Genomic DNA, 24373 nt, shown 5'->3' on the forward strand with positions numbered 1-24373 from the left:
GTTAGTCCAGTTCGTTATCAAGATCGTTCGCGGCAGCAGCCTGAGCCGGAGCACCCGCGCTACGGTTATATTTCGGGCTGAGCTGAATGTAGAGAATGGCCATCACTGCGCCAATCACGCCCAGTGCCACCAGGTTGAAGTTGGTGAACGCTGCGGTAACGAAACCGAGGTAGAAGAACGGCATCAGGTAGCCCGCGCGCATCATGTTGATGACCATCGCGTAACCGACCACCACAATCATGCCGCCGGCGATGTTCAGGCCGCTGGTTACCACTTCAGGAATGGCGTTCAGCATGTTCTGAACTTCACTGGTGCCTACGGAGATGGCGACGATAACCGCTGGAATAGCGATACGCATTGCCTGCAGGAACAGGGAAGAGACGTGGATCCAGGAAAGCGCCGTCAGGTTGCCGTTATTGGCCGCCTTATCCGCCGCGTGCTGGAAGCCCACGGTAATAGTACGAACGATAATGGTCAGCACCTGGCCCGCAGCAGCCAGTGGGATAGCCAGCGCGATACCGGCCCCGATGCTTTGGTGCCCGGCAATGACCAGAATGGTCGAGATAATTGAAGCGAGGGCGGCATCCGGGGCCACGGCGGCACCGATATTCATCCAGCCCAGGGCGATCATTTCCAGCGTACCGCCGATGATGATGCCGGTTTTCATGTCGCCGAGGACGGCGCCGATTAACGTACAGGCGATAAGCGGACGGTGGAACTGAAATTCATCGAGCACCGACTCCATACCGGCGATACAGGCTACGACAAACACCAGCACAATCTGAAGAGTGGTAATCTCCATTGTACTTCTCCTATTGACGATGACTTATGTGTGAAATCTGAGCAATATTATTAGTGATGACAATCATTTAACTTTCGCGATCAGATCCATCATTTTCAGTTTTTGATCGGTAGACACTTTCCGCGCTTCAAGCTCAATACCGCGGTCATTCAGTTTTTTGAAGGCCTCAATATCTTTCTCATCTACGGAAATAGCGTTGTTAACCTGGGTTTTGCCCTGGCGGAAAGCCATGCCGCCGATGTTGACGGAGGTGATTTTTACGCCACCCTCAACAATGCGCTCAACGTCGGTTGGGTTGGTGAACAGGAGCATGACGCGTTCACCCGCGTATTTGGGGTTGTTGTAAACGCGGATCATTTTTGCGACATCCACCACGTGGGCGGTGACGCCCGGCGGTGCGACCTGGGTCAGCAGCGTTTTGCGAACGGTGTCTGCCGCCACTTCATCACTGACGACGATAATGCGGGTAACGTTGGTTTCTTTTGTCCAGCGGGTGGCGACCTGGCCATGAATTAAACGGTCATCAATACGCGCGAGACCGATGTTCATGTAATCGTTTGGACCCATCGGTTTGGCTGGCGCAGCGGCTTTTGGTGCTGCGGCAACGGGGGCCGGTGCGGCTTTTTCAATCGGCTTAGCTTTCAGCGCTTTCACGCCTTCGCGGCCCGTTTCAACGGCGTGGGCAACCAGATCGTCGAAGGTGGGATTGTCGTCCCGCGACATCAGGGTTTCGACCAGCATCGGGATATTCACCCCGGCGACCACTTCGTAATGTTCCTTATCCACAACGATACGGCTTGCCGCATTGAATGGACTGCCACCCCAGGTATCCACGAGGAATAGCACGCCTTTGCTGGTGTCCAGTTTCTCCAGCTGAGCGTTATATTTCTCGATCAGGGTTTCAGCATTTTCACCCGGGACGAAATCTATCCAGCCAACGTTCTCTTGTTCGCCTAATAGCATTTCGGCGGTTTTCAGCAATTGTTCCGCTGCCCAGCCATGTGTGCCTATGACAATAGCAATAGTCACTTGCTACCTCCTGTTTTTGTCATTACAACACCCTCGAAGGGTGCGGTGGTGTATCGGGATCGTTTCAGCGAATCGATTCAGATAGCACGTTCAAGAAAGAACAAACTATTTGCCGGAATTATTTTAGACAGTGAAAAAATAATTTATGTGATGAAGATCCGTAATTTAACGTTGCCGTGATTTCATGGCATTACGCTGTAAAATATGGTCAGCATAAGTTGCAAAAAAATTGCAAAGTCAGGTAAATCTTTGCCAAGCCCTGGTTTACTTTGATAATGTTAGCGTCCGATTAACTTTCAGGAGTAGCGGGCAGTAGCCCACCCTATGGACCGTCACCGACGTCTTTTCACTGCCGGGATGCCTAAATCCCACCCTCTCAGCGGCGTTTTATGCCCGCAAATACGATTAACCAGCCGCTTTGCGTCCGTAACCTGCGGAATGCCGACTTGCTGTGCCCTTAACGGGAGTCTGACATGGAACTGTTAATGGACCCGCAAATCTGGGCCGGTTTACTCACGCTTGTTGTGCTGGAAATCGTACTGGGTATTGATAACCTGGTGTTTATCGCCATTCTTGCGGATAAACTTCCGCCTAAGCAGCGGGATAAGGCTCGATTGATTGGCCTGTCGTTGGCGCTGATTATGCGCCTGGCACTGCTGTCGCTGATTTCGTGGCTGGTCACGCTAACTGCGCCGCTGTTCAGCATCGCGGATTTCACCTTCTCAGGCCGTGACCTGATTATGCTGGTGGGCGGTATCTTCCTGCTGTTTAAAGCGACCACGGAACTGCACGAACGCCTTGAAAACCGTCAGCATGATGACGGCCACGGTAAGGGCTATGCCAGCTTCTGGGTGGTGGTGCTGCAGATTGTGGTGCTGGATGCCGTCTTCTCGCTGGATGCGGTGATTACCGCCGTGGGGATGGTCAACCATCTGCCGGTGATGATGGCTGCGGTCATCATTGCGATGGGCGTCATGCTGCTTGCCTCCAAACCGCTAACCAACTTTGTTAACCAACATCCGACGGTGGTGGTGCTCTGCCTGAGCTTCCTGTTGATGATTGGTTTGAGTCTGGTGGCAGAAGGCTTTGGTTTCCACATTCCAAAAGGCTACCTGTACGCGGCCATTGGTTTCTCGATCATCATCGAGCTGTTTAACCAGATCGCGCGTCGTAACTTTATTCGTCATCAGTCGCGCCAGCCTCTGCGAGCGCGTACTGCCGATGCGATTCTGCGCATGATGAGTGGTAAGCGTCAGGAACGTGTGCAAAGCAGCGAAGACAGCAAAGCCATGACGCCAATTGAGGCGGAATCCTTTGCGGAAGAAGAGCGCTATATGATTAACGGCGTGCTGACGCTGGCTTCGCGCTCATTGCGCAGCATTATGACACCGCGTGGTGAGATTTCGTGGGTTGATGCGATGAAGAGCGTGCCGGAGATCCGCGAACAGCTGCTTGCCTCTCCCCACAGCTTGTTCCCGGTGTGCCGGGGCGAACTGGATGAAATTATTGGCGTCGTACGTGCGAAAGAGCTGCTGGTTGCCCTGGACGAAGGCGTTGACGTGGCGGCGATTGCCGCGCAGTCACCGGCGATTGTTGTGCCGGAAACGCTGGACCCAATCAACCTGCTTGGCGTGCTGCGTCGTGCTCGCGGCAGCTTCGTTATCGTTAACAACGAATTTGGCGTGGTGCAGGGGCTGGTCACGCCGCTGGACGTGCTGGAAGCGATTGCCGGTGAATTCCCGGATGCGGATGAAACGCCTGAAATCGTTCGTGACGGTGACGGCTGGCTGGTGAAAGGCTCAACGGACCTGCATGCGCTGCAGCAGCGCCTGGACATCCATCGCCTGGTGCACAGCGAAGAAGATATTGCTTCTATCGCCGGCCTTGTGATTGCGGTGAATGGTCATATTCCTAAAGTCGGGGACGTGATCGAAGTCGCGCCGCTGCGGATTCAGATAGTCGAAGCCAACGATTATCGCGTCGATTTAGTTCGTGTGGAAAAAGAACGCTCTCCACACGAGGACGAAGAAGAGTAAGTCAGCGCATAGGGAAGGCCGGGATAGCCCGGTCTTCATGGCGAGGGGGCGGCGGCGTGTTGCCCTCGAGCCAGTGAGAGAAATCTCTCAGCGGCATGGGTTTGGCATACAAAAAGCCCTGCAGCACATCGACACCGTTACGCCGTAAATATTCTGCCTGCTCTTGCGTTTCCACCCCTTCAGCCACCAAATCGATCCCCAGTCTTTGCCCAAGGGCAATAATAATGTCCGTCACCGTCGAGTTCACCGCATCAGTCCCGATGGCGGCGGTAAAGGATTTATCGATTTTCAGCACATTGGGATTCAGCGTTTCAAGATAAGCCAGCGAGCTGTGGCCGGTGCCGAAATCATCAATAGCGAGGTCGATACCGAGCCTGTGTAGCTCCTGAACGACGCCGTGATCCATTGGGGGCAGGGCATTTCGTTCGGTGAGTTCCAGCGTCAACTTTTGCTTAGGCGTGGCCGGGAACCAGTAACGTTTCAGGTCTCGAATAATTGCGCCGTCGTGGAAGTGGCTGGGGGCAACGTTAAGGCCGATATGAAACCCGGGCGTTTTGGGGAAGATCTCCAGGTGACGCACGGTTTCATCCAGCACAAAGCGCGTGAGCGGGGCGATTTGCTGCTGCTGTTCCGCGAGGGGGATAAACACTTCAGGCGAAATCCAGCCCTGTCTTGGGTTATTCCAGCGCAGCAGCAGCTCTACGCCAACGCACTCTAAGTTTCGGGCGCTGACCAGCGGCTGGCAAAAGACTTCAAATTCCCGGGCGGCGAGGCCGAGGTTGATCTCCCAGGAAAAGCTCATTCGGTTGGCGGTCGCAAGCCAGGCAATATAGCCCACCAGCAGGCTGAGTAATAAAGCCAGTGGAAGCTGGGCCGGTAAATTTTGCAGCGTTAACTGGTCGGCAGAAGGGCCAATGGCAGTAATAGAATAAGGGTAAAGCTTAGATACTGTCTGTTTAGATACATCATCTCCGTTTGTTTCTATCTTCCCCAGCAGACCGGCACCGTATTCAAGATTATCGTCGCCGACGTTCAGTACCGCTCGCGTCACCCAGGGATGCTCCGGCTTAAGCAGTAGGCTGGTTAACATCTGAATATTAATAATCTGCATGACGCCATCGTGTGGCTGCCCCTGCAGCGGTCGCCAGAAAATCAGCACCGGTGTGTCTTTTAACAATGAGCTGTCGCGGGATAAAAACAGCAGCGATTCATCCGAAGGCAGGCGAGTATGGAGCTGATGAATACCCACGTTGCGGCTGCCGTAAATACTGGAGCAGTACAGCACGCCATCTTTGATTAAACCAATGGCGCGTACCGTTTGCATTTTGGCGGCGTGTTCGCGAATTTTTAATTGCGCGTCGTCGCAGGAGGTCCCGATAAGCTGCATAATATCGTCGCTGACGGTATTCAGCGGAGCGAGGAGAGTATCGAGCGTGGTAATGATTCGCTGATTAAATTGGGCGACGCGTTGTTCGTTAAGATTTCGCTCCACCGCATATCTGACGCTAAGCGTAACGATTAAAACTAAAATGGCGAGTACAGCGCAGACAATAACTCGCCTGCGGCGATAGTCAGAAATAATCCGCTGTGCCGTTTGCATCCCTGTTTCCCTGTTTCTCACCGCAAGAAATGAGGCGTAACGTTATCATCAAAGTGTAGCGGGATATCAGAGCGCGAAAAAAATAAAAAAGATAAGATAAAAAAACACCGCATAAGCGGTGTTCTATATTATTCATGTCGCTGACGTCAGCCTCTTACGAGGCGGAGTATTGGCCTCCTTTTCCCCTCTTATCTGGCAACCTATTCAGCCTTATTCCCGGCCTTGCTTCGATGGTCACCGCCAAAACCGGGTAGATCTTCAGAAAATCGCGCAGTCCTCGCATCTCGCTCGTAGCCCTGTGATTCGCCCAGGACACCATACAGCTCAGGTCGTCGGCCGTGAATCCACCGGCGGCCGGTAGACATCGGCAGCAATTCCAGATCCAGATCGGCGTACACGATCGTATCCTCAAAGGAACCTGTTTCGCTGACAATCCTGCCGTAGGGATCAATAATCATGGCATTTCCTGTCCGAACCTCTCCGTTATCCAGGCCGACGCCATTACTGAACAGAATGAAAAAGCCATTATCATGCGCGCGAGAAGGTAGCCAGCGCATCAGCCAGCCCCGGCCGCTATCCCCGCGCAAGGCTTCCTCCAGCGTCTGCGGGTCGTTATGTCTGTTTTCCCAGAGGCTGGGTGGAATAGGTTTCATGCCGAAGGGACTTCGCGAATGGGTTCCCCCGGTCTGGTGCGGAGCGATAAGAACGTCGGCGCCCAGCAAGGCCGTAATACGCGCATTTTCCACGAGATTATTGTCCCAGCAGATAAGCACCCCGACACGCACTCCCCACGGCGTGTCAAAAACAGTAAAACTGTTGCCGGAGGCAATATCAGGGTGTTCAAACGCGTGGAGCTTCCTGTGCACATGCCGCGTGCCATCTGGCATGCATATGGCGTAGGCATTATACAGGCGTTCGTCGCTGCTCTTTTCAATGAACCCGGCCCCAATGGCCATCTGGTATTTTTCTGCAAGTGCGGCGATCCGGGCTAATGATGCGCTCTCGTCAGTCCGCTCAGACAACGCATTCAGCGCCTGGCGGCTGAGGTCCGGCACATGCCAGTATCCGGTAATGCACATTTCAGGGAAGGCCAGAATCTTTACCTCCTCCTGGGCGGCCTGAATAATAAATTTCTCCATCACCGATAAATTGTACTGTTTATCTCCCGCCCGGTGGCAGAACTGAACTGTGGCAGTACGAATATGGGTATCCATTTTTCACTCCTTATTTAACGATTCGGAGGCTATTCCATCAGAGAGCACGTTCGCGTGTATAATCACGATTTCGCCCCATACGATAACCAGACGGAATGGATATAAAACTGCTGCGCGCTTTCGTTACCCTCTCACAGTCAGGGTCGTATCATTCAGCCGCTGAAAAACTGTGCGTCACGCAACCTGCACTGACCAAGCAGATCCAGACGCTGGAGTTTCTTTCCGGCATCACGCTATTTCAGCGAGGTCGCCATGGGGCAAGGCTGACCGTGGCAGGAGAACTGTTGCTCCCGGGCGCCGCTGCGGTACTCGAACGCCACGATCTTTTCTGTTCCGAAGTGGCCGATATTCAGAAAGGGCGGGCGGGGAAACTGACCATGGGCTTTGGAATCTCCTCCTTCCAGTTGGCCCCTCGGCAGGTGGCTGTTTTTCGCAGCCAGTTTCCAGATGTGCAGGTATCCCTGAATGATATGTCCTCTGCAGAACAGTTTCGCCAGCTAATGGAGGGCAGTCTTCAGGTTGGGTTTGTGCGATTGCCTGCGCCTGCAGAGCTGGAAAGTCGAGTCCTGGCGGAAGAGCGGCTGGTTCTTGCCGTGGCTCAGGCGGCTAATACGGAAACAGCTGCGGCAACAGAGTTGCTGCAAATGAGCCAACTGCTGCAGCTATCCCGCAATCGGGGAGAAGGGCTGTCGGCACAGGCAGCGTGTTTTCTCTCAGGCAATAATCTCGCTCCCCGCACCGTTTCAGCGGCAGATGATATTCAGACTTTGCTGGCGCTGGTTGCCGCCGGAGAGGGCGTGGCATTACTGCCGGCGGGGGTAAGCCATATTCTGCCAGCCGGAGTCAGGCTTGTGGCACTCGAAGGTGAACATACCATCTGGCAAACGGGCATTGCCTGGAATGCTCAGTTAAACGATCCTGTGCGAGATCGCTTCCTGCAGATGGTGACCGGCTGATTGAATTTTAGATATTGAATGTCGGGGGAAGAACAGGCGGATGCTCAGTAAAACGATGTGAGCGGGAAATACCTTACGGTACTTCCCGCTCATTTTATAACGAACGTGGCTTAATCGCACTGAACCTTAATAGCCAGCCCGCCTCGCGATGTTTCGCGGTATTTGGCGTTCATGTCTTTACCGGTTTCGTACATGGTCTCAATGACCTTATCGAGCGAAACGCGCGGGGCGCTGGTACGACGCATCGCCATACGGGTGGCGTTGATAGCCTTCACCGAAGCAATCGCATTCCGTTCGATACAAGGCACCTGTACCTGCCCGGCGACCGGGTCACAGGTCAGGCCGAGGTTATGTTCCATGCCGATTTCTGCCGCAACGCAAACCTGCTCCGGGCTTGCGCCCAGAATTTCAGCCAGGCCCGCCGCCGCCATCGAACAGGCAACGCCGACTTCACCCTGGCAGCCTACTTCAGCGCCAGAAATAGAGGCGTTCATTTTGTACAGCACGCCAATAGCCCCGGACGCCAGGAAGTAGCGAATCCAGGTGTCCGGCGTGACCGGCTCGATAAAGTGGTCGTAGTAGGCCAACACCGCAGGCACGATCCCGCAGGCGCCGTTGGTTGGCGCGGTCACAACGCGGCCACCTGCGGCGTTCTCTTCGTTCACCGCCAGGGCAAACATGTTCACCCAGTCAACCACGTTCATTGGATCGTTGGACAGCTTGTCGCTGGACACCAGCATCCGGCGCAGGGCAGAGGCGCGGCGCGGCACGCGCAGCGGGCCAGGCAGCACGCCTTCGGTATTCATCCCGCGATCGATACAGGCGCGCATGGTTTGCCAGATATTGGCGAAGTACTCTTCGATTTCCTCGCGGCTATGCAGCGCCAGTTCGTTCTGCATCACCATCCCGGACACGGAAAGCCCGGTGTCCTTGCAGTGCTGCAGCATTTCCTGTGCGGAATGGAATGGATAAGGCACGGTGACTTCGCTGGCCGCATCTTTACCAAAGTGTTCTTCGTCGACGATGAAGCCGCCGCCGATGGAATAATAGGTTTTGCTGTAGATCTCTTTGTCGCCGTCATAGGCGTGGATCTGCATGCCGTTTTCATGCAGCGGCAGGTTGTCGCTGCGAAAACGCATGCCGTTATCCTGCGGGAAATCGACTTCATGACGACCCTGAGCAATTAGCAGACGACCGCGGGTTTCCACGTCGCGAATAAAAGCCGGAATAGCGTCGATATCGACGTTATCAGGCTGGTTGCCGGCCAGACCCATAATAATCGCGATATCGGTGTGGTGGCCTTTCCCCGTCAGGGAAAGAGAACCGTAAACGTCCACCGCGATGCGGGTGGTACTGTCCAGCAGTCCCTGTTCGATCAGTGCGTCGACAAACTGTTTCCCGGCCTTCATTGGCCCGACGGTATGGGAGCTGGAAGGCCCGATGCCGACTTTGAACATGTCGAATATGCTAATCACTCTAAAACTCCTCTGATAGCACCCTGTTTCATGGAACATGATGCTTTGAAATGGCTAAGCGCTAGTTTAAAAATTTATTGGTTCCACCAGGAAACTATTCACATGAATTAAACTAATGCTTAACCATAAATCACCTAATAGCAGATGATTTATGGTCTTTCTGTTGCTTAAATATAGCCATTTTCAGCGTTTTAAAGTGTCGCCTGGATCGCTATCTACCTGTAAAGAGAGTTCGCGAATAATCCCCGCCGTCATCCCCCAGACAAAATAGCGTTGATACCAGGAAAGCCAGACGCGATGCGCGTTGCCGCGGCGATGGATATCTAACGGATGGTAGCGCCCAAGGCTCAGCGCCTCGGCGAGCGGCATTTCAAATACCGCAGAAACTTCATCTTCACTGGCGCGCCAAGGCAAATCAGGGGGAATGATGCCGACAATCGGCGTCACCTGGAAACCCGTCACGCTGTCCACCGGTGGGAGCGTGCCGATAACCTCGACGGATTCTGGTGGAATGGCGACTTCTTCCTGGGCTTCCCGCAGCGCGGCGGCTATCAGCGAACTGTCGGTGTCATCTACCGCTCCACCGGGGAAGGCCACCTGGCCTGCATGTTTGCGCAGCATCAGCGAGCGCTGGGTGAGTAAAAGCCCCGGCTGAGGGCGCCGCACAATGGGTACCAGTACCGCCGCCTGACGTTTGTTGCTGACCGGCCCGCTGTCCGCCGGGCGTAACAGTTGAAACCGGGTAAGGAAATCATTCAGCGTCAGGGACGAACCAGGCATGCATTAATTCTCCATTAAGGGCAGGATACGATTAACTTTATCAAAAGTTTCCTGATATTCCGCCGCCTCGTGACTGTCGGCAACGATCCCGCCGCCGGCAGAGCAATATAATTTCCCGCCTTCGGCAGTGAGCGTACGGATGGTGATGCTGGTATCCATTTTTCCGCAGAAGCTAATGTAGCCGATACTGCCACACCATGCGTTACGTCGCTGAGGCTCAAGCTCTTCAATAATTTCCATTGCCCGTACTTTAGGGGCACCGGTGATTGAACCTCCGGGGAAGGTGGCGCGCAGGAGATCGCAGGCGCTAAGCGTCTCAGGCAGCCTGGCGGTAATCGTGCTCACCAGGTGATGCACCGCTGGGAAAGGCTCCACCACAAACAGCTCCGGTACTTTCACCGTGCCCGGCACCGCAACGCGGCCAATGTCGTTGCGCAGCAAATCAACAATCATCAGATTTTCAGCGCGATCTTTTGGCGAGTTCGCCAGGCGTTCAGCTTGCGCTGCGTCGGCCTGCGGATCGGCAAGACGAGGCAGCGTGCCTTTAATCGGGCGGGTTTGAATCTGCTTGTCTTCGAGCAGAACAAACCGCTCCGGAGAAAGGCTAAGAATACAGCTGTCCGGCAGCCGCAGAAAAGCGCTGAACGGCGCGCGGTTCGCCTGATTTAGCGTTTCGAAAGCCTGCCATTCATCCCCTTCATAGCGGGCGTGGAACCGCTGAGCCAGGTTAACCTGGTAGCAGTCTCCGCTGCTGAGATAAGCCTGGATCTGGCGGAACTTCTCGCCGTACGTTTCGCGGGACATATTGGACTGCCACTGGCTGGTCAGCCGGAAAGGCTGCACATTTTTCCGGGGCGAGAGTGCATTCAGCCAGGCCAGACGAGCTTCAATGTCTCCCCAGCAAACCAGCGTCAGACGCTGCAGGTGATGGTCTGCAATCAGCGCCCAGTCATAAATGCCGACGGCCATGTCCGGCGTGGTTAAATCCTGTTCTGCCGTCGCGGGGATTTTCTCAAAGCGGCGGCCCAGATCGTAGCTGAATAGCCCCAGCGCGCCGCCGCAGAACGGAATATCGTTAGTGGACGTGGTGGCAAGGTCAAAGCTGTCCAGCGTTTGCTGTAACAGTTCAAGCGGGCATTCGTTGTGTCGCGATGAAAGCCCGTGGCGTTCAATCACGGTTTCCTGGCCGCGTGTGACCAGTGTTGCAAGCGGGCCGGCAACCATAATATCAAAACGGTTATGCGGATGGTCGGCAAAGCCAGAGTGAAGCAGCATGGCCCAGGGCTGAGCGGAAACCGAGCGGAAATAGTGCTGAACGGCATCGGCCTGCCAGCTGAGTTCGCGAAAAACGGGGGAGGTTGTAACATTCATCTTGGTAGCATCGTCAGGAGCAGAGTAAAATAGCGACTTCAGCACTGTAACAGGAGTTAAACATGATTTCAGGATTACCGGCGCTTAGCCACGAGCAGCAGCAGCAGGCCGTCGAGCGTATTCACGAACTGATGGCCGACGGCATGAGCAGCGGCGAAGCCATCGCCCTGGTAGCCAGTGAGATTCGTGCCTCGCATACCGGGGGTAACGTCGCCGTACGCTTTGAAGATGAAGACGGCGAAGAAGAAGACCCGCAGGACTAGCCGGGCCTTAGCGACTTAGCGTTACACCGCTGCGATGATTTTGATTTCCACTTTGTAGCGCGGGTTCATCAACTTAGCCTGTACGGTGCAGCGTACCGGCGCTTTACCCGCCACGACCCACTCATCCCACGCTTTATTCATCGCCGCAAAATCTTCGCCATCCGGCAGGAAAATCGTTGCATCCAGAATGCGGGTCTTGTCGCTGCCGAGTTCGGCCAGCAGGGTGTCGATTTGCTGCAGGGTATTTGCCGTCTGCTGGTAGGCGTCAGCATCCAGGTTTTCCGGGACGCCGGTGTAGTACACGGTCTGGTTATGGATAACCGCATCAGACCAGCGGGCTTCAGGTTTAATACGCGCAATACTCATGGCAACTCCTTAACAACAAACGATATGTGCGGCACAGACTGCCACAATCCACTGCCCGGCGCCACCGCCTGGCTGGATAAACCTCGCCGGGGCTGACATAATCACTGGCAATTTAACCAGGGGGTAACGTGACGGACGATTTTGCAGCAGACGGCCAACTGGCTAAGGTCATTCCGGGCTTCAAGCCGCGTGAAGCTCAGCGTGACATGGCGGAGGCCGTAACCCGGGCGATTCAAGCCGGCGGCGAGCTGGTGGTAGAGGCCGGTACCGGTACAGGGAAAACATACGCTTATCTTGCCCCCGCGCTGCGTTCTGGCAAAAAAGTCATTATCTCTACCGGCTCAAAAGCGCTGCAGGATCAGCTGTTTTCTCGCGATCTGCCGACTATCTCTCGCGCGCTGAAATTTACCGGCCGGGTTGCGTTGCTGAAAGGGCGCTCTAACTATCTCTGCCTGGAAAGGCTGGAGCAGCAGTCGCTGGCGGGTGGTGATTTGCCCGTGCAGGCGTTAAGCGACGTGATGCATTTGCGCGGCTGGGCCAGCGAAACCGTGGATGGCGATATCAGCACCTGTGGGTCCGTTGCCGAAGACTCCACCGTCTGGCCGATGGTCACCAGCACCAACGATAACTGTCTGGGGCAGGATTGTCCGCAGTATCAGGACTGCTTTGTGGTCAAGGCGCGTAAAAAGGCGATGGATGCCGACGTGGTGGTGGTGAACCATCACTTGTATCTGGCCGACATGGTAGTGAAGGAGAGCGGTTTCGCGGAGCTTATTCCCGAGGCTCAGGTGACAATTTTCGATGAAGCCCACCAGATCCCGGATATCGCCAGCCAGTATTTTGGCCAGTCTATCTCCAGCCGGCAGTTGCTCGACCTCGCCAAAGACATTTCCATTGCCTACCGCACGGAAGTTCGTGACGCGCAGCAGCTGCAAAAAAGCGCCGACAGCCTCGCCCAGCGCACGCAGGACTTCCGCCTGCAAATAGGCGATCCGGGCTACCGGGGGAACCTGCGGGAGCTGCTTGCGGACGCGAATATCCAGCGTTCGCTGCTGCTGCTCGATGATGCCCTGGAGCTGTGTTATGACGTGGCAAAGCTTTCTCTTGGCCGCTCGGCGCTGCTGGATGCCGCATTTGAACGCGCGGTAATTTACCGTGGGCGAATCAAACGGCTGAAAGAGATTAATCAGCCGGGCTACAGCTACTGGTATGAATGCAACGCCCGCCACTTCACGCTGGCCCTGACGCCGCTGTCCGTGGCCGACAAGTTTAAGGAAGTCATTCGTGAAAAAGCGGGCTGCTGGGTCTTTACCTCGGCCACGCTTGCGGTGAATGACAATATGAGCCATTTCACCGAGCGGCTGGGAATCGACGAGGCGGAAACGCTGCTGCTTGCCAGCCCGTTTGATTACGCAAAACAGGCGCTGCTGTGCGTGCCGAGAGGGCTGCCGACGCCCAATCAGCCCCACGCTGGCCGTTACCTGGCTAACCTGTTGCGCCCGCTCATTGAGGCGAACAACGGGCGCTGCTTTATGCTCTGTACTTCCCACGCCATGATGCGCGACCTGGCGGAACAGTTCCGGGCCACCATGACGTTGCCCGTGCTGCTGCAGGGGGAAACCAGCAAAGGCCAGCTGCTGCAGCAGTTTGTTGAGGCCGGTAACGCCCTGCTGGTGGCGACCAGCAGCTTCTGGGAAGGCGTAGACGTGCGCGGCGACACGCTCTCCCTGGTTATCATCGACAAGCTACCCTTTACCTCGCCGGACGATCCGCTGCTCAAGGCTCGTATGGAAGATTGCCGCATTCGCGGGGGCGATCCGTTTGACGATGTCCAACTGCCTGACGCGGTGATCACCCTTAAGCAGGGTGTCGGTCGCCTCATCCGCGATGTGGAAGACCGTGGGGTCCTGGTTATCTGCGATAATCGCCTGGTCATGCGTCCGTATGGCGCTGTTTTCCTTAACAGCCTGCCGCCCACGCCGCGTACCCGGGATATAAATCGGGCAGTTGAGTTCCTCAATGCCTCTGGTGCGCAGTAATTTGTGCCAGGCTATGGTATGATGCGCGCCGTTTTTTGACCTTATCTCCGCCAGAGGTTGGCAAGCCCATGCGAATTTTAGCCATCGATACCGCAACAGAAGCCTGTTCTGTTGCCCTGCAAAACGACGCGGCGTCCTACGCCCATTTCGAACTCTGCCCGCGTGAGCACACGCAAAGAATTTTACCGCTGGTCAAAGAGATCCTGAACCAGGGCGGGATTACTTTGTCTGAGGTGAACGCACTTGCCTACGGGCGTGGGCCGGGCAGTTTCACCGGTGTGCGCATTGGGATTGGGATTGCGCAGGGGCTGGCGCTGGGTGCTGAGCTGCCGATGATTGGCGTTTCAACGTTGGCGACAATGGCTCAGGGCGCATGGCGCAGAACGGGCGCCACCCGCGTACTCGCCGCAATAGATGCCCGCATGGGCGAAGTTTATTGGGCTGAATATGAGCGTGACGAGCAGGGCGTGTGGCACGGTGAAGCAAGCGAAGCCGTCCTTAAGCCTGAAGACGTTGCCGGACGGTTGAAGCATCTGAGCGGCACCTGGGCTACAGTCGGAACAGGCTGGCAGGCCTGGCCTGATATGGCGAAGGATAGCGGACTTTTGTTGCAGGACGGTGAAACTACGCTGCCTGAAGCTGAAGATATGCTTCCTCTGGCGCAGCAGGCGTTTAGCGCCGGCAAAACCGTCGCCGTCGAGCATGCGGAGCCTGTCTACCTGCGTAACGAAGTCACCTGGAAAAAGCTACCTGGCAGAGAGTAAGACCGATCCCGCTAAACGGCGGGCAGGTTAAGGAGATGAGGTATGGCTGTTTGTAATGTCAAAAAATGCAGCTGGCTGCTGGCCGCCGCTGCGGCGCTGGTCCTGAGCGGCTGCGTGAGCGTGCCGGATGCGATTAAAGGGACTTCCGCGACCCCGCAGCAGGATCTGACGGCGGTGATGAGTGCGCCCCAGCTCTATGTCGGGCAGGAAGCGCGCTTTGGCGGGCGAGTGGTGAACGTGGACAACCTGAAGGGCAAAACTCGCCTGGAGATTGCCACCGTCAGCCTCGATGAAGGTGCCCGTCCGGCATTGAATGAGCCTTCGCAAGGGCGCATTTATGCCGACGTCAATGGCTTCCTTGATCCGGTAGATTTCCGCAATCAGTTGGTGACCGTCGTTGGGCCAATTACCGGCACGGCAGAAGGTAAGATTGGCCAGACGCCCTATAAATTCATGACCATGCAGGCGACGGGATACAAGCGCTGGAACGTAGTCCAGCAGGTCGTCATGCCGCCGCAGCCGATCGATCCGTGGTTCTGGGGCGGGCCTTACCCGTATCGCCACCATTACGACATGTGGGGCGGCGGCTGGTACAATCCGGGGCCTGCACAGGTGCAAACCGTTGTAACCGAATAATCTGTTGTTTTTAAAATGTTTTCAAACAGCGGCCTGGCCGCTGTTTGTTTTTATCCAGGACGGATGAAAAAATTTAGTGATGTGCTTCGCAACCTTTAATCAGGCTAATTAATAAACTGGTACGCTGAGTTAATATTATGTTAACGAAATGTATTCCCTGGGGTTGTGATGACGACAAATAATAATTTCAGAGGTGGATCCTTGAATAAGGTTTGGCTTAACCGCTACCCGGCCGACGTTGCGGCTGAAATAAATCCCGACCGCTATCAATCCCTGGTTGATATGTTTGAGCAGGCTGTCACTCGCTACGCTGACAAACCTGCTTTTATCAACATGGGGGAGGTGATGACCTTCCGTAAACTGGAAGAGCGCAGCCGGGCATTTGCCGCGTACCTTCAGCAGGGGCTGGGCCTGAAAAAAGGCGACCGCGTGGCGCTGATGATGCCTAACCTGCTGCAGTATCCTGTCGCGCTGTTCGGCATTCTGCGCGCCGGTATGGTGGTGGTTAACGTTAACCCGCTCTATACCCCGCGAGAGCTGGAGCACCAGCTGAATGACAGCGGGGCCAGCGCGATTGTGATCGTGTCAAACTTTGCCCACACGCTGGAGAAAGTGGTCGAAAAAACCCAGGTGAAACACGTCATCCTGACTCGCCTGGGGGACCAGATCTCCGGGCCGAAGGGGACGCTGGTTAACTTCGTGGTGAAGTACATCAAGCGTCTGGTGCCGAAATACCATCTGCCGCACGCCATCTCTTTCCGTCGGGCGCTGCAAAGCGGTTACCGCATGCAGTACATCAAACCTGAAATTATCAATGGCGATTTAGCCTTCCTGCAGTACACCGGCGGCACAACCGGCGTAGCTAAAGGCGCCATGCTGACGCACCGTAATATGCTGGCCAACCTCGAGCAGGTCAGGGCGGCATACAGCCCGCTGCTGCACGAAGGTAAAGAGCTGGTGGTGACTCCGCTGCCGCTGTACCACATTTTTGCTCTGACCATTAACTGCCTGCTGTTTATCGACATGGGGGGGCAGAACCTGTTGATTACCAACCCACGCGACATTCCGGGGCTGGTAAAAGAGCTGGCAAAATATCCTTTCACAGCCATGACCGCCGTGAATACGTTGTTTAACGCGTTATTGAATAACAAAGAGTTCCAGCAGCTTGATTTTTCAAGCCTTCACCTCTCTGCGGGTGGCGGTATGCCCGTCCAGCACGCGGTTGCCGAACGTTGGGAAAAACTCACGGGCCGCTTCCTGCTTGAAGGCTATGGCTTGACGGAATGTGCCCCGCTGGTCAGCGCGAACCCGCATGATATGGATTATCACAGCGGATCTATTGGCCTGCCGGTGCCGTCCACCGATGTGAAGCTGGTAGACGATCAGGGCAATGAAGTGTCGCCCGGTGAGCCTGGCGAACTGTGCGTTAAAGGCCCGCAGGTAATGCTGGGCTACTGGCAGCGACCGAAAGAAACGGATGAAATCCTTAAAGACGGCTGGCTGCGCACCGGGGATATTGCGGTGATCAACGAAGAAGGCTTCATGAACATCGTTGACCGCAAAAAAGACATGATCCTCGTTTCCGGCTTCAACGTTTATCCGAACGAAATTGAAGATGTAGTCATGCAGAACGAAGGCGTGCTTGAAGTCGCTGCGGTGGGTGTTCCTGCCGGGGTGAGCGGTGAGCAGGTGAAAATCTTTGTGGTGAAAAAAGATCCTGCCCTGACGGAAGAGGCGCTGATCGCCTTCTGTCGTCGCCAATTAACCGGCTATAAAGTGCCTAAACTGATTGAATTCCGCACGGAACTGCCAAAATCGAACGTCGGGAAAATTTTACGACGAGAACTGCGTGACGAAGCGGGCAAGACAGGCAACAATAACGCCTGAGCTCCAAGTCACTCGTCCTGATGCCGGTTCGCCGGCATTTTTTATGGGCGCAACCTAAGAGAACTGAATTTGACTTACCAGATGATTACTACCGATGAAGGGCTGGCCGCCGTATGCCAGGCCGCTCGTCAGTTCCCCGCGCTGGCGCTGGACACCGAATTTGTTCGCACCAGAACCTATTACCCGCAGCTGGGGCTGATCCAGCTTTATGACGGCCAGCAGGTTTCGCTGATCGATCCTTTAGCCATCGGCGACTGGTCGCCGTTCAAGGCGTTGTTGCAGGATCCTGACACCATCAAGTATCTGCATGCGGGCAGTGAAGATCTCGAAGTCTTCCTGAATGCCTTTGGCATGCTGCCTGATCCGTTTATTGATACGCAGATTCTGGCGTCCTTTACTGGCCGCCCGCTGTCCTGCGGTTTTGCCACCATCGTTGAGTCCTATACCGGTATTGTGCTGGATAAAAGTGAATCCCGTACCGACTGGCTGGCGCGTCCGCTCACGGAGAGGCAGTGTGAATACGCCGCAGCAGATGTGCTTTATTTGCTGCCTATCGCTGAGAAATTGATGGCCGAAACGGAAGCAGCGGGCTGGATAGGCGCGGCTCTCGATGAGTGCCATCTGATGTGCTCCCGTCGTCGCGATCAGCTCGATCCGGAAGAAGCCTGGCGCGAAATAGGCAATGCCTGGCAGCTGCGTACCCGACAGCTGGCCTGCCTCAAAAAGCTGGCGGCCTGGCGCTTGCGTAAAGCCCGCGAGCGCGACATGGCGGTGAACTTTGTCGTCCGCGAAGAAAACCTGTGGCAGGTGGCGAGATACATGCCTGGCTCGTTGGGCGAACTGGACTCGCTTGGCCTGAGCGGCAGCGAAATTCGCTTCCACGGCAAAACGCTTATCGCCCTGGTGGCCGAGGCGCAGGCGCTGCCGGAGAGTGAGCTGCCGCAGCCGCTGCAAAACCTGGTGGATATGCCGGGCTACCGCAAAGTGTTTAAGGCCATTAAAGCCCTGGTGCAGGAAGTGAGCGAGGCTAAAGGGCTGAGCGCCGAATTACTGGCCTCCCGCCGCCAAATCAATCAGCTGTTAAACTGGCACTGGAAATTGAAACCGCAAAGCGTGGCTCCGGAATTAATTAGCGGCTGGCGGGCAGAATTAATGGCAGAGGCGTTAACGAAATTGCTGGTGGAATACTGATTATTTATATGACCTGGGAATAATTACAGTATTGTTCTCGGGTTTGAATATATTGGCAGGCTGCAACAAGAATGAACTTAATAAACGTTAAGTGACTGCATAAAAATAAAACCCCCTGACAAATGCAGGGGGGTTTTTATTCATGCCGACTTACTGGCTTCTTCCGCTTCCGGGAGCGTCACGTTCAGCTCCAGAATCGAAATATCTCCATCCCGCTGCTCGAGCTGGACGCTGACCATTTCCGGGTCAATTTGCACGTATTTGCAAATCACGTCGAGAATGTCCTTGCGCAGCTGCGGCAGGTAATGCGGTTCCGCATCGCTACGGCGACGCTCAGCTACGATGATCTGTAAACGCTCTTTCGCGATGTTGGCGGTGTTCTTTTTTCGTGACAGAAAAAAGTCGAGTAATGCCATAACTTATCCTCCGAACAGGCGTTTCAGGAAACCCTTCTTCTCTTCTTCAATGAAGCGGAAAGGGCGTTCTTCGCCGAGCAGGCGTTCCACGGTATCGGCGTAGGCTTTGCCTGCATCCGATTCACCGTCAAGAATCACCGGCTCGCCCTGGTTGGACGCACGCAGCACTGACTGGTCTTCAGGGATAACGCCAACCAGCGGAATGCGCAGAATTTCGAGCACGTCTTCCATGCTCAGCATATCGCCTTTATTGACGCGACCTGGGTTGTAGCGGGTCAGCAATAAATGCTCTTTAATCGGCTCTTCACCGTTTTCAGCGCGGCGGGATTTGGACGACAGAATGCCGAGGATTCGGTCTGAGTCACGCACCGAGGAGACTTCCGGGTTGGTGGTGATAACCGCTTCATCCGCGAAGTACAGCGCCATCAGCGCGCCGGTTTCGATACCTGCCGGGGAGTCACAAACGATAAACTCGAAGTCCATGTTTTTCAGGTCTTCCAGCACCTTGGCCACGCCTTCGCGGGTCAGAGCGTCTTTATCGCGGGTTTGTGAAGCAGGCAGGATATAGAGCTGTTCAGTGCGTTTATCGCGGATAAGCGCCTGATTCAGCGTGGCATCGCCCTGAATCACGTTAACGAAATCGTACACAACGCGGCGTTCGCAGCCCATGATCAGGTCAAGGTTACGCAGACCAATGTCGAAATCAATAACGACGGTTTTTCTTCCCTTTTGGGCCAGCCCCGTAGCGATGGCCGCGCTGGACGTGGTCTTACCGACGCCCCCTTTACCCGATGTAACAACAATAATGCGTGCCATAAAGGATTTCCTTGTTAAAAGGGCTTAATTCAAAGATTGAACGGAGAGCGCACCACTCGCCAGATTCAGGCGAGCCGCTTTTCCATAATAATCGGCTGGGATCTGTTCGCTCAGCCAGTACTCGCCCGCAATAGAGACAAGCTCTGCTACCAGGTTAGTACAAAATATTTGTGCATCACGATCGCCGCTTGCGCCAGCCAGCGCACGGCCACGCATCATGCCATAAATATGAATATTACCATCTGCTATCAGTTCTGCACCGGCGCTGACGTGATTGGTCACAATCAAGTCACAGTTTGGCGCATAAATGCGCTGCCCGGAACGGACCGGAGTATCAATTAAACGCGTTTTTGTGATCGGTGTAACATCCGGCTCGGTGACCACCACGGGCTCAGCAGGTGCGGCTTTTGGCGTTCTTGCGGCCTTTTCTTTCCCTTCGGTCAGCAAGGGCAGGCCAGCGCGCTCAATTTCAGCCTTTAAAGCTTCATCTTTACAGCCGCTGATACCCACTACGCGCAGGCCGGTTGCGGTGACGGCCTGTTGTACTTTCTTCCAGTTGACGGAACCATCGAGACTGGCGACGTTAACGACCACCGGGGCATTCTTTAAGAATGCGGGAGCCTGGGCGATTTTATCTTCCAGAGCCTGGCGAATAACCTCAGGTTGTGCATCATGCAAATGAACCACAGATAAGGTAAAACTGCTGCCCTTTAACTCGATTGGCGTGTTTGACATCCTGGCCTTACTCAATTCAGTTTCAATCCCCACTATTGTGGGACGATATTCCGAAGTACACTAGGCATGTTATAGTCCAGCTTATATTCAGGCAAGCCACTCGCTGGCGAAAATAGAGTAAAAAAAATGTTTTGTGTGATCTACCGAAGTACTAAACGTGACCAGACATATCTTTATGTCGAAAAAAAAGACGATTTCTCCCGAGTGCCGGAAGAGCTGATGAAAGGCTTTGGCAAACCGGTCCTGTCGATGCTGTTGCCGCTGGACGGCAGCAAAAAACTGGCCAATGCCGATTTGGATAAAGTGAAACAGGCGCTGGAAACTGAGGGCTATTATTTACAGATCCCACCTCCGGTAGAAAGTTTGCTGACAATGCACCTGGAAAAGAGTCCTAAAAAATAACTTTCGGACTGAAGGTAAATCTTTTCTATGTATTCACACGGAAAATGTGTGAAACACATTATTGAAGAAATGATGATGAAAAATGCAGCTTTGCGTTACACCTTCAGCGCCTTAATACTTTCCAGCGGGGCCGGTTATCTCCCCGCTGCTGAGGCGGCACCCGTAGTCGCCTCAGCTCCTCAAAGCCGCACGCCTGAAGCCACCACGCTGGCTGAACAAGGGCGCAACCCCGCTGAATTCCCGGCTTACGTCGAAAAGTTAAAGCAACAAGCCAGAGCAGAGGGCATCACCAATGCGACGCTGGCAAAAGCCTTTGCCAATATTCATTTTGTCGATCGGGTAATTCAATCCGATCGCAATCAGCTGGAAAAGAAAATAACGCTGGATGACTATTTAAAACGCGTTATTACTCCCGCCAAAATCAAACAGGCGCGTAGCCTGGCCCGCCAGCACCGGGCAGATCTGGAAAAAGTCAGCGCCAACAGTGGCGTGCAGAGTCGCTACATCGTCGCGCTGTGGGCACTGGAAAGTAACTTCGGCAGGCTGCAGGGCAAAGAAGATGTCATTTCTGCTTTAGCGACGCTCGCTTTTGAGGGACGTCGTGAAGCTTTTTTCACCAACGAGCTGATGGCGGCGCTGAAAATTATCCAGAGAGGTGATGTTAGCGCGACACAGATGAAAGGCTCATGGGCCGGGGCGATGGGGCAAAACCAGTTTATGCCGAGTTCGCTGCTGCGCTACGGCAAAGACGGCGATGGCGACGGCAAAATTGATATATGGAATAACACCCGCGACGTTTTCGCTTCCACGGCTAACTACCTGGCGGTAGAGGGCTGGCAGCGTGGTGGGGCGTGGGGCTATGAAGTGAAATTGCCTGCAGGCTTTAATACTTCGCTGCTGGGCACAAGCCCGGGGCAGGGCAAGTCCCTGGCCCAGTGGAAAAAACTAGGCGTGACGCTGCCAAAAGGCTCCCATCTTCCAACGTCATCAAAGAAAGCCTGGCTGGTGAAGCCAGACGATGGTTTGGATCGTTCGTTCCTGGTCTATAACAACTTCCGCACCCTGATGCACTGGAACCGTTCTTACTACTTTGCCATTAGTATCGGCAAAATGGCGGATGCCATCGCAGATAAATAAGGCACGCTTAGAAACACTTCCCCGGTATTCAGCAGGCATTTTTTTATCTAGTATCAAAGGCAGTTAACACACACGACACAGAGGAAAGGCATGTATCAACATCATAACTGGCAGGGTGCGCTGCTTGATTTTCCGGTAAACAAAGTAGTCTGTGTTGGCAGCAACTATGCCAAACATATTAAAGAGATGGGCAGTGCGACGCCGGACGAACCGGTGGTGTTTATCAAGCCTGAAAGCGCCCTGTGCGATATTCGCCAGCCGCTGGCGTTACCACAGGAATTCGGCTCCGTGCATCATGAGGTAGAGCTGGCCATTCTGATCGGCTCAACCCTTAAGCAGGCAAGCGAAGAGCACGTGCAAAAAGCCATCGCCGGCTATGGTGTTGCGCTGGACCTTACGCTGCGCGATCTGCAGGCCAAACTGAAAAAAGCTGGCCAGCCGTGGGAAAAAGCCAAGGGCTTCGATAACTCTTGCCCAATCTCCGGGTTTATCCCTGCGGCACAGTTCACTCACGATCCGCAAAACACCCCGCTGGAGCTGAAGATCAACGGTGAAATTCGCCAGCAGGGCAATACCGAAGACATGATCCACAAAATCGTGCCGCTGATTGCCTACATGAGCAAATTCTTTACCCTGCGCGCGGGGGATGTGATCCTGACCGGTACACCAGAAGGCGTAGGCCCGCTGCTTAGCGGCGATGAGCTGGAAGTGAGCTTTGCCGGTCACAGCCTGACGACGCGCGTTTTATAAACAATTTGCCGCTTCAGGGCGGCAAAACTTGCATCCGGGTGTCAGACTGTTTATAAGGTGCAGCTTAATTTTTAAATGCAGGAACCGCTATGACACCCACTCCTTTTTGGCAAAGTAAAACTCTCGACGAAATGAGCGACGCCGAGTGGGAATCCCTGTGCGACGGCTGCGGCCAGTGCTGCCTGCATAAGCTGATGGACGAAGACACCGACGAGATTTATTTCACCAACGTCGCCTGTAAGCAGCTCAATATCAAAACCTGTCAGTGCAAGAACTACGCCCGCCGCTTTGAATACGAGCCGGACTGCATCAAACTCACTCGCGACAATTTGCCGACTTTTGAGTGGCTGCCGCACACCTGCGCTTACCGCCTGCTGGCCGAAGGCAAACCGTTGCCGGAATGGCACCCGCTGATTACCGGTTCAAAAGCCGCCATGCACGGTGAGCGCATTTCCGTGCGTCATATCGCGGTGAAAGAGTCCGAGGTTCGTGACTGGCAGGATCACATTCTCAACAAGCCCGAATGGGCTGACTAGCGCATTTCGATGCTGGTCGGGAATGAAAATAAATCCTTTATATAACCAATCTTGTGATAGGATAGAGTTTCAATAACCAAAATAAGAGAGTTTTTATCCTGAATTTAACATTCCAGTGTCCGTCATGTGGCGGATCGCAGTATCGCACCTCCCCCTACGATGTCCGAGAATCAAATCCCCATGGCGCAGTCTGTATCTTTTGCAAATCCGCAATGCAGGCGTCCGCTCATCGTCCGTTAAATGCGACCTTCTCCGGTTTTAGCCCGCTGGGGCAACAGTCTTTGGCTTCTTCCCGGCCGCGCTGTTAAGATTCCGTCCTCAAAGGAGGAAAAATGGAAAAACTAACAACTATCCTGGGTATATTGCTGCTCAGCGGCTGTGCGACGGCAGTGCGTGAGGCACCGAAGCCTCCGCACAGCGTAGGCATGGCGAACCCGGCTTCGGTTTACTGCCAGGCCAAAGGCGGGAAATCTGTGATGGTGAAAACGCCTGAGGGCGAAAGAAGTGACTGCCTGCTGCCAGGCGGGGAAAGAATTGATGAATGGGCTTTGTACCGGCGCGATCATTCCTGAAAAAAATAACCCACCGAAAGGTGGGTTATTGCTATCGGGCGTTCGCGAAATTAACGGCCAAACAGATCGCGACGCTTAGGTTTGAAGAACTGGGCAATCAGCACCAGCACCGCGATTACCAGGAACACCGCGAAGATCCCGAGCAGCCACTGCACCATATCCAGCGACAGGAATTCCCACTGGCGAACGGAGCAGTCACCGCTGGCAACGAAGACCTGCGGTAGCCATTTATCCAGCGGCAGCCAGCTTGGGAAGCGAGCGAAGAAATCACAGGTCACAAACGGAGAAGGGTGAAGCTGCAGCATGGTGTGCTCCCATGCCAGCTGAACGCCTTTCCCTGCGCTGTAGAGCCAGATGGCCAGGGCGCCATAGCGAAGCGGGCTTTTAGGGGCTATCGCGCCCACGATGCCTGCCCCCATCACGCCAAACAGCGCACAACGTTCATAAATACACATCACACAAGGTTTCAGCCCCATAACGTGCTGGAACCACAATGCCACCATCTCAAGCGCAAATGCCGTAAAGGCTAAAAGCAGCCAGGCGGTGCGCCCAAGAGAGCATTGGTTTAAATATCGCAACATAATCAGTTTCCCTGCAGCA

At 54.6% G+C, this 24373-nt stretch carries 26 protein-coding genes; 14 read left to right on the forward strand and 12 right to left on the reverse strand.

The window, feature by feature from the left end:
* Position 1: 1 nt before the first annotated feature.
* On the reverse strand, positions 2-802 hold the full coding sequence (locus F3J28_RS04340; RefSeq protein ID WP_008454035.1) for a PTS mannose/fructose/sorbose transporter subunit IIC: 801 nt from the start codon (positions 800-802) through the stop codon (positions 2-4).
* Between the two features lie 63 nt (positions 803-865).
* On the reverse strand, positions 866-1831 hold the full coding sequence (manX, locus tag F3J28_RS04345; protein ID WP_008454037.1) for a PTS mannose transporter subunit IIAB: 966 nt from the start codon (positions 1829-1831) through the stop codon (positions 866-868).
* A gap of 473 nt (positions 1832-2304) precedes the next feature.
* On the opposite strand from manX, the gene yoaE reads away from it, so the two are divergent.
* Positions 2305-3867, forward strand: coding sequence for a CNNM family cation transport protein YoaE (gene yoaE / locus F3J28_RS04350; RefSeq protein ID WP_008454039.1), 1563 nt, complete (start codon positions 2305-2307; stop codon positions 3865-3867).
* Position 3868: 1 nt separating this feature from the next.
* Here the strand turns inward: yoaE and pdeD are convergent, their stop codons facing one another.
* On the reverse strand, positions 3869-5467 hold the full coding sequence (gene pdeD, locus F3J28_RS04355; RefSeq protein ID WP_166873106.1) for a cyclic di-3',5'-guanosine monophosphate phosphodiesterase PdeD: 1599 nt from the start codon (positions 5465-5467) through the stop codon (positions 3869-3871).
* A gap of 200 nt (positions 5468-5667) precedes the next feature.
* A complete protein-coding gene (locus tag F3J28_RS04360; protein WP_166873108.1) occupies positions 5668-6681 on the reverse strand; it encodes a nitrilase family protein in 1014 nt (337 codons plus the stop codon).
* A 95-nt stretch (positions 6682-6776) separates the two neighbouring features.
* On the opposite strand from F3J28_RS04360, the gene F3J28_RS04365 reads away from it, so the two are divergent.
* Positions 6777-7637 (forward strand): LysR family transcriptional regulator, encoded by an 861-nt coding sequence (locus F3J28_RS04365; RefSeq protein ID WP_166873111.1) that lies wholly within the window; start codon positions 6777-6779, stop codon positions 7635-7637.
* Positions 7638-7747: 110 nt separating this feature from the next.
* Here F3J28_RS04365 and sdaA read toward each other — a convergent pair whose 3' ends face one another.
* The 3 genes from sdaA to pabB form a co-directional block, all read right to left on the reverse strand.
* Positions 7748-9112, reverse strand: a complete 1365-nt coding sequence (sdaA, locus tag F3J28_RS04370) for an L-serine ammonia-lyase (RefSeq protein ID WP_166863343.1) — start codon at positions 9110-9112, stop codon at positions 7748-7750.
* Between the two features lie 183 nt (positions 9113-9295).
* On the reverse strand, positions 9296-9892 hold the full coding sequence (locus F3J28_RS04375; RefSeq protein ID WP_008454050.1) for a CoA pyrophosphatase: 597 nt from the start codon (positions 9890-9892) through the stop codon (positions 9296-9298).
* 3 nt (positions 9893-9895) lie between these two features.
* Positions 9896-11263 carry an aminodeoxychorismate synthase component 1 gene (gene pabB, locus F3J28_RS04380; protein ID WP_166873114.1) on the reverse strand — a complete coding sequence of 456 codons (1368 nt, stop codon included), beginning with the start codon at positions 11261-11263 and terminating at the stop codon, positions 9896-9898.
* 62 nt (positions 11264-11325) lie between these two features.
* On the opposite strand from pabB, the gene F3J28_RS04385 reads away from it, so the two are divergent.
* Positions 11326-11526: a YoaH family protein gene (locus F3J28_RS04385; RefSeq protein ID WP_008454053.1), complete on the forward strand. Its 201-nt coding sequence runs from the start codon at positions 11326-11328 to the stop codon at positions 11524-11526.
* A 21-nt stretch (positions 11527-11547) separates the two neighbouring features.
* Here F3J28_RS04385 and F3J28_RS04390 read toward each other — a convergent pair whose 3' ends face one another.
* On the reverse strand, positions 11548-11892 hold the full coding sequence (locus F3J28_RS04390) for a RidA family protein (RefSeq protein WP_039294440.1): 345 nt from the start codon (positions 11890-11892) through the stop codon (positions 11548-11550).
* 128 nt (positions 11893-12020) lie between these two features.
* Here F3J28_RS04390 and yoaA point away from each other — a divergent pair, with 128 nt between their 5' ends.
* The 5 genes from yoaA (at position 12021) to rnd (ending at position 18409) form a co-directional block, all read left to right on the forward strand.
* Entirely contained in the window at positions 12021-13931 is a 1911-nt protein-coding gene (gene yoaA / locus F3J28_RS04395) for a DNA repair helicase YoaA (protein WP_166873116.1), read from the forward strand.
* 68 nt (positions 13932-13999) lie between these two features.
* Positions 14000-14695 (forward strand): tRNA (adenosine(37)-N6)-threonylcarbamoyltransferase complex dimerization subunit type 1 TsaB, encoded by a 696-nt coding sequence (tsaB, locus tag F3J28_RS04400; RefSeq protein WP_008454058.1) that lies wholly within the window; start codon positions 14000-14002, stop codon positions 14693-14695.
* 42 nt (positions 14696-14737) lie between these two features.
* Entirely contained in the window at positions 14738-15331 is a 594-nt protein-coding gene (locus tag F3J28_RS04405) for a Slp family lipoprotein (protein ID WP_008454060.1), read from the forward strand.
* 201 nt (positions 15332-15532) lie between these two features.
* Positions 15533-17218, forward strand: coding sequence for a long-chain-fatty-acid--CoA ligase FadD (gene fadD / locus F3J28_RS04410; protein WP_166873119.1), 1686 nt, complete (start codon positions 15533-15535; stop codon positions 17216-17218).
* A gap of 69 nt (positions 17219-17287) precedes the next feature.
* Positions 17288-18409 carry a ribonuclease D gene (rnd, locus tag F3J28_RS04415; RefSeq protein ID WP_166873122.1) on the forward strand — a complete coding sequence of 374 codons (1122 nt, stop codon included), beginning with the start codon at positions 17288-17290 and terminating at the stop codon, positions 18407-18409.
* A gap of 140 nt (positions 18410-18549) precedes the next feature.
* Here rnd and minE read toward each other — a convergent pair whose 3' ends face one another.
* Genes minE through minC form a run of 3 tightly spaced genes read right to left on the reverse strand, consistent with a single transcriptional unit; the run spans position 18550 to position 20376 of the window.
* On the reverse strand, positions 18550-18825 hold the full coding sequence (minE, locus tag F3J28_RS04420) for a cell division topological specificity factor MinE (RefSeq protein WP_008454068.1): 276 nt from the start codon (positions 18823-18825) through the stop codon (positions 18550-18552).
* 3 nt (positions 18826-18828) lie between these two features.
* Complete coding sequence (gene minD, locus F3J28_RS04425) at positions 18829-19641, reverse strand: septum site-determining protein MinD (RefSeq protein WP_008454070.1); 813 nt, start codon at positions 19639-19641, stop codon at positions 18829-18831.
* 24 nt (positions 19642-19665) lie between these two features.
* A complete protein-coding gene (gene minC, locus F3J28_RS04430; RefSeq protein WP_166873124.1) occupies positions 19666-20376 on the reverse strand; it encodes a septum site-determining protein MinC in 711 nt (236 codons plus the stop codon).
* Positions 20377-20502: 126 nt separating this feature from the next.
* Here minC and F3J28_RS04435 point away from each other — a divergent pair, with 126 nt between their 5' ends.
* From F3J28_RS04435 to F3J28_RS04455, 6 genes are all read left to right on the forward strand, one after another.
* Positions 20503-20778 carry a YcgL domain-containing protein gene (locus F3J28_RS04435; RefSeq protein WP_008454073.1) on the forward strand — a complete coding sequence of 92 codons (276 nt, stop codon included), beginning with the start codon at positions 20503-20505 and terminating at the stop codon, positions 20776-20778.
* Positions 20779-20853: 75 nt separating this feature from the next.
* Positions 20854-21915, forward strand: a complete 1062-nt coding sequence (locus F3J28_RS04440) for a lytic murein transglycosylase (protein WP_166874425.1) — start codon at positions 20854-20856, stop codon at positions 21913-21915.
* Positions 21916-22005: 90 nt separating this feature from the next.
* Positions 22006-22665, forward strand: coding sequence for a fumarylacetoacetate hydrolase family protein (locus F3J28_RS04445; protein ID WP_085540087.1), 660 nt, complete (start codon positions 22006-22008; stop codon positions 22663-22665).
* 89 nt (positions 22666-22754) lie between these two features.
* The gene (gene ycgN / locus F3J28_RS04450) at positions 22755-23201 is read left to right on the forward strand and encodes a cysteine cluster protein YcgN (RefSeq protein ID WP_008454079.1); all 447 of its coding nucleotides are present in this window, start codon (positions 22755-22757) and stop codon (positions 23199-23201) included.
* Between the two features lie 98 nt (positions 23202-23299).
* Positions 23300-23509, forward strand: a complete 210-nt coding sequence (gene ymcF, locus F3J28_RS22580) for a cold shock small protein YmcF (protein ID WP_502706894.1) — start codon at positions 23300-23302, stop codon at positions 23507-23509.
* A 24-nt stretch (positions 23510-23533) separates the two neighbouring features.
* Positions 23534-23773: a putative hemolysin gene (locus tag F3J28_RS04455; protein WP_166873127.1), complete on the forward strand. Its 240-nt coding sequence runs from the start codon at positions 23534-23536 to the stop codon at positions 23771-23773.
* A 50-nt stretch (positions 23774-23823) separates the two neighbouring features.
* Here F3J28_RS04455 and dsbB read toward each other — a convergent pair whose 3' ends face one another.
* Positions 23824-24354, reverse strand: a complete 531-nt coding sequence (dsbB, locus tag F3J28_RS04460; protein ID WP_166873131.1) for a disulfide bond formation protein DsbB — start codon at positions 24352-24354, stop codon at positions 23824-23826.
* Positions 24355-24373: the final 19 nt, after the last annotated feature.

It is taken from the genome of Enterobacter sp. Ap-1006 (assembly GCF_011752835.1).
Lineage (GTDB): Bacteria > Pseudomonadota > Gammaproteobacteria > Enterobacterales > Enterobacteriaceae > Cedecea.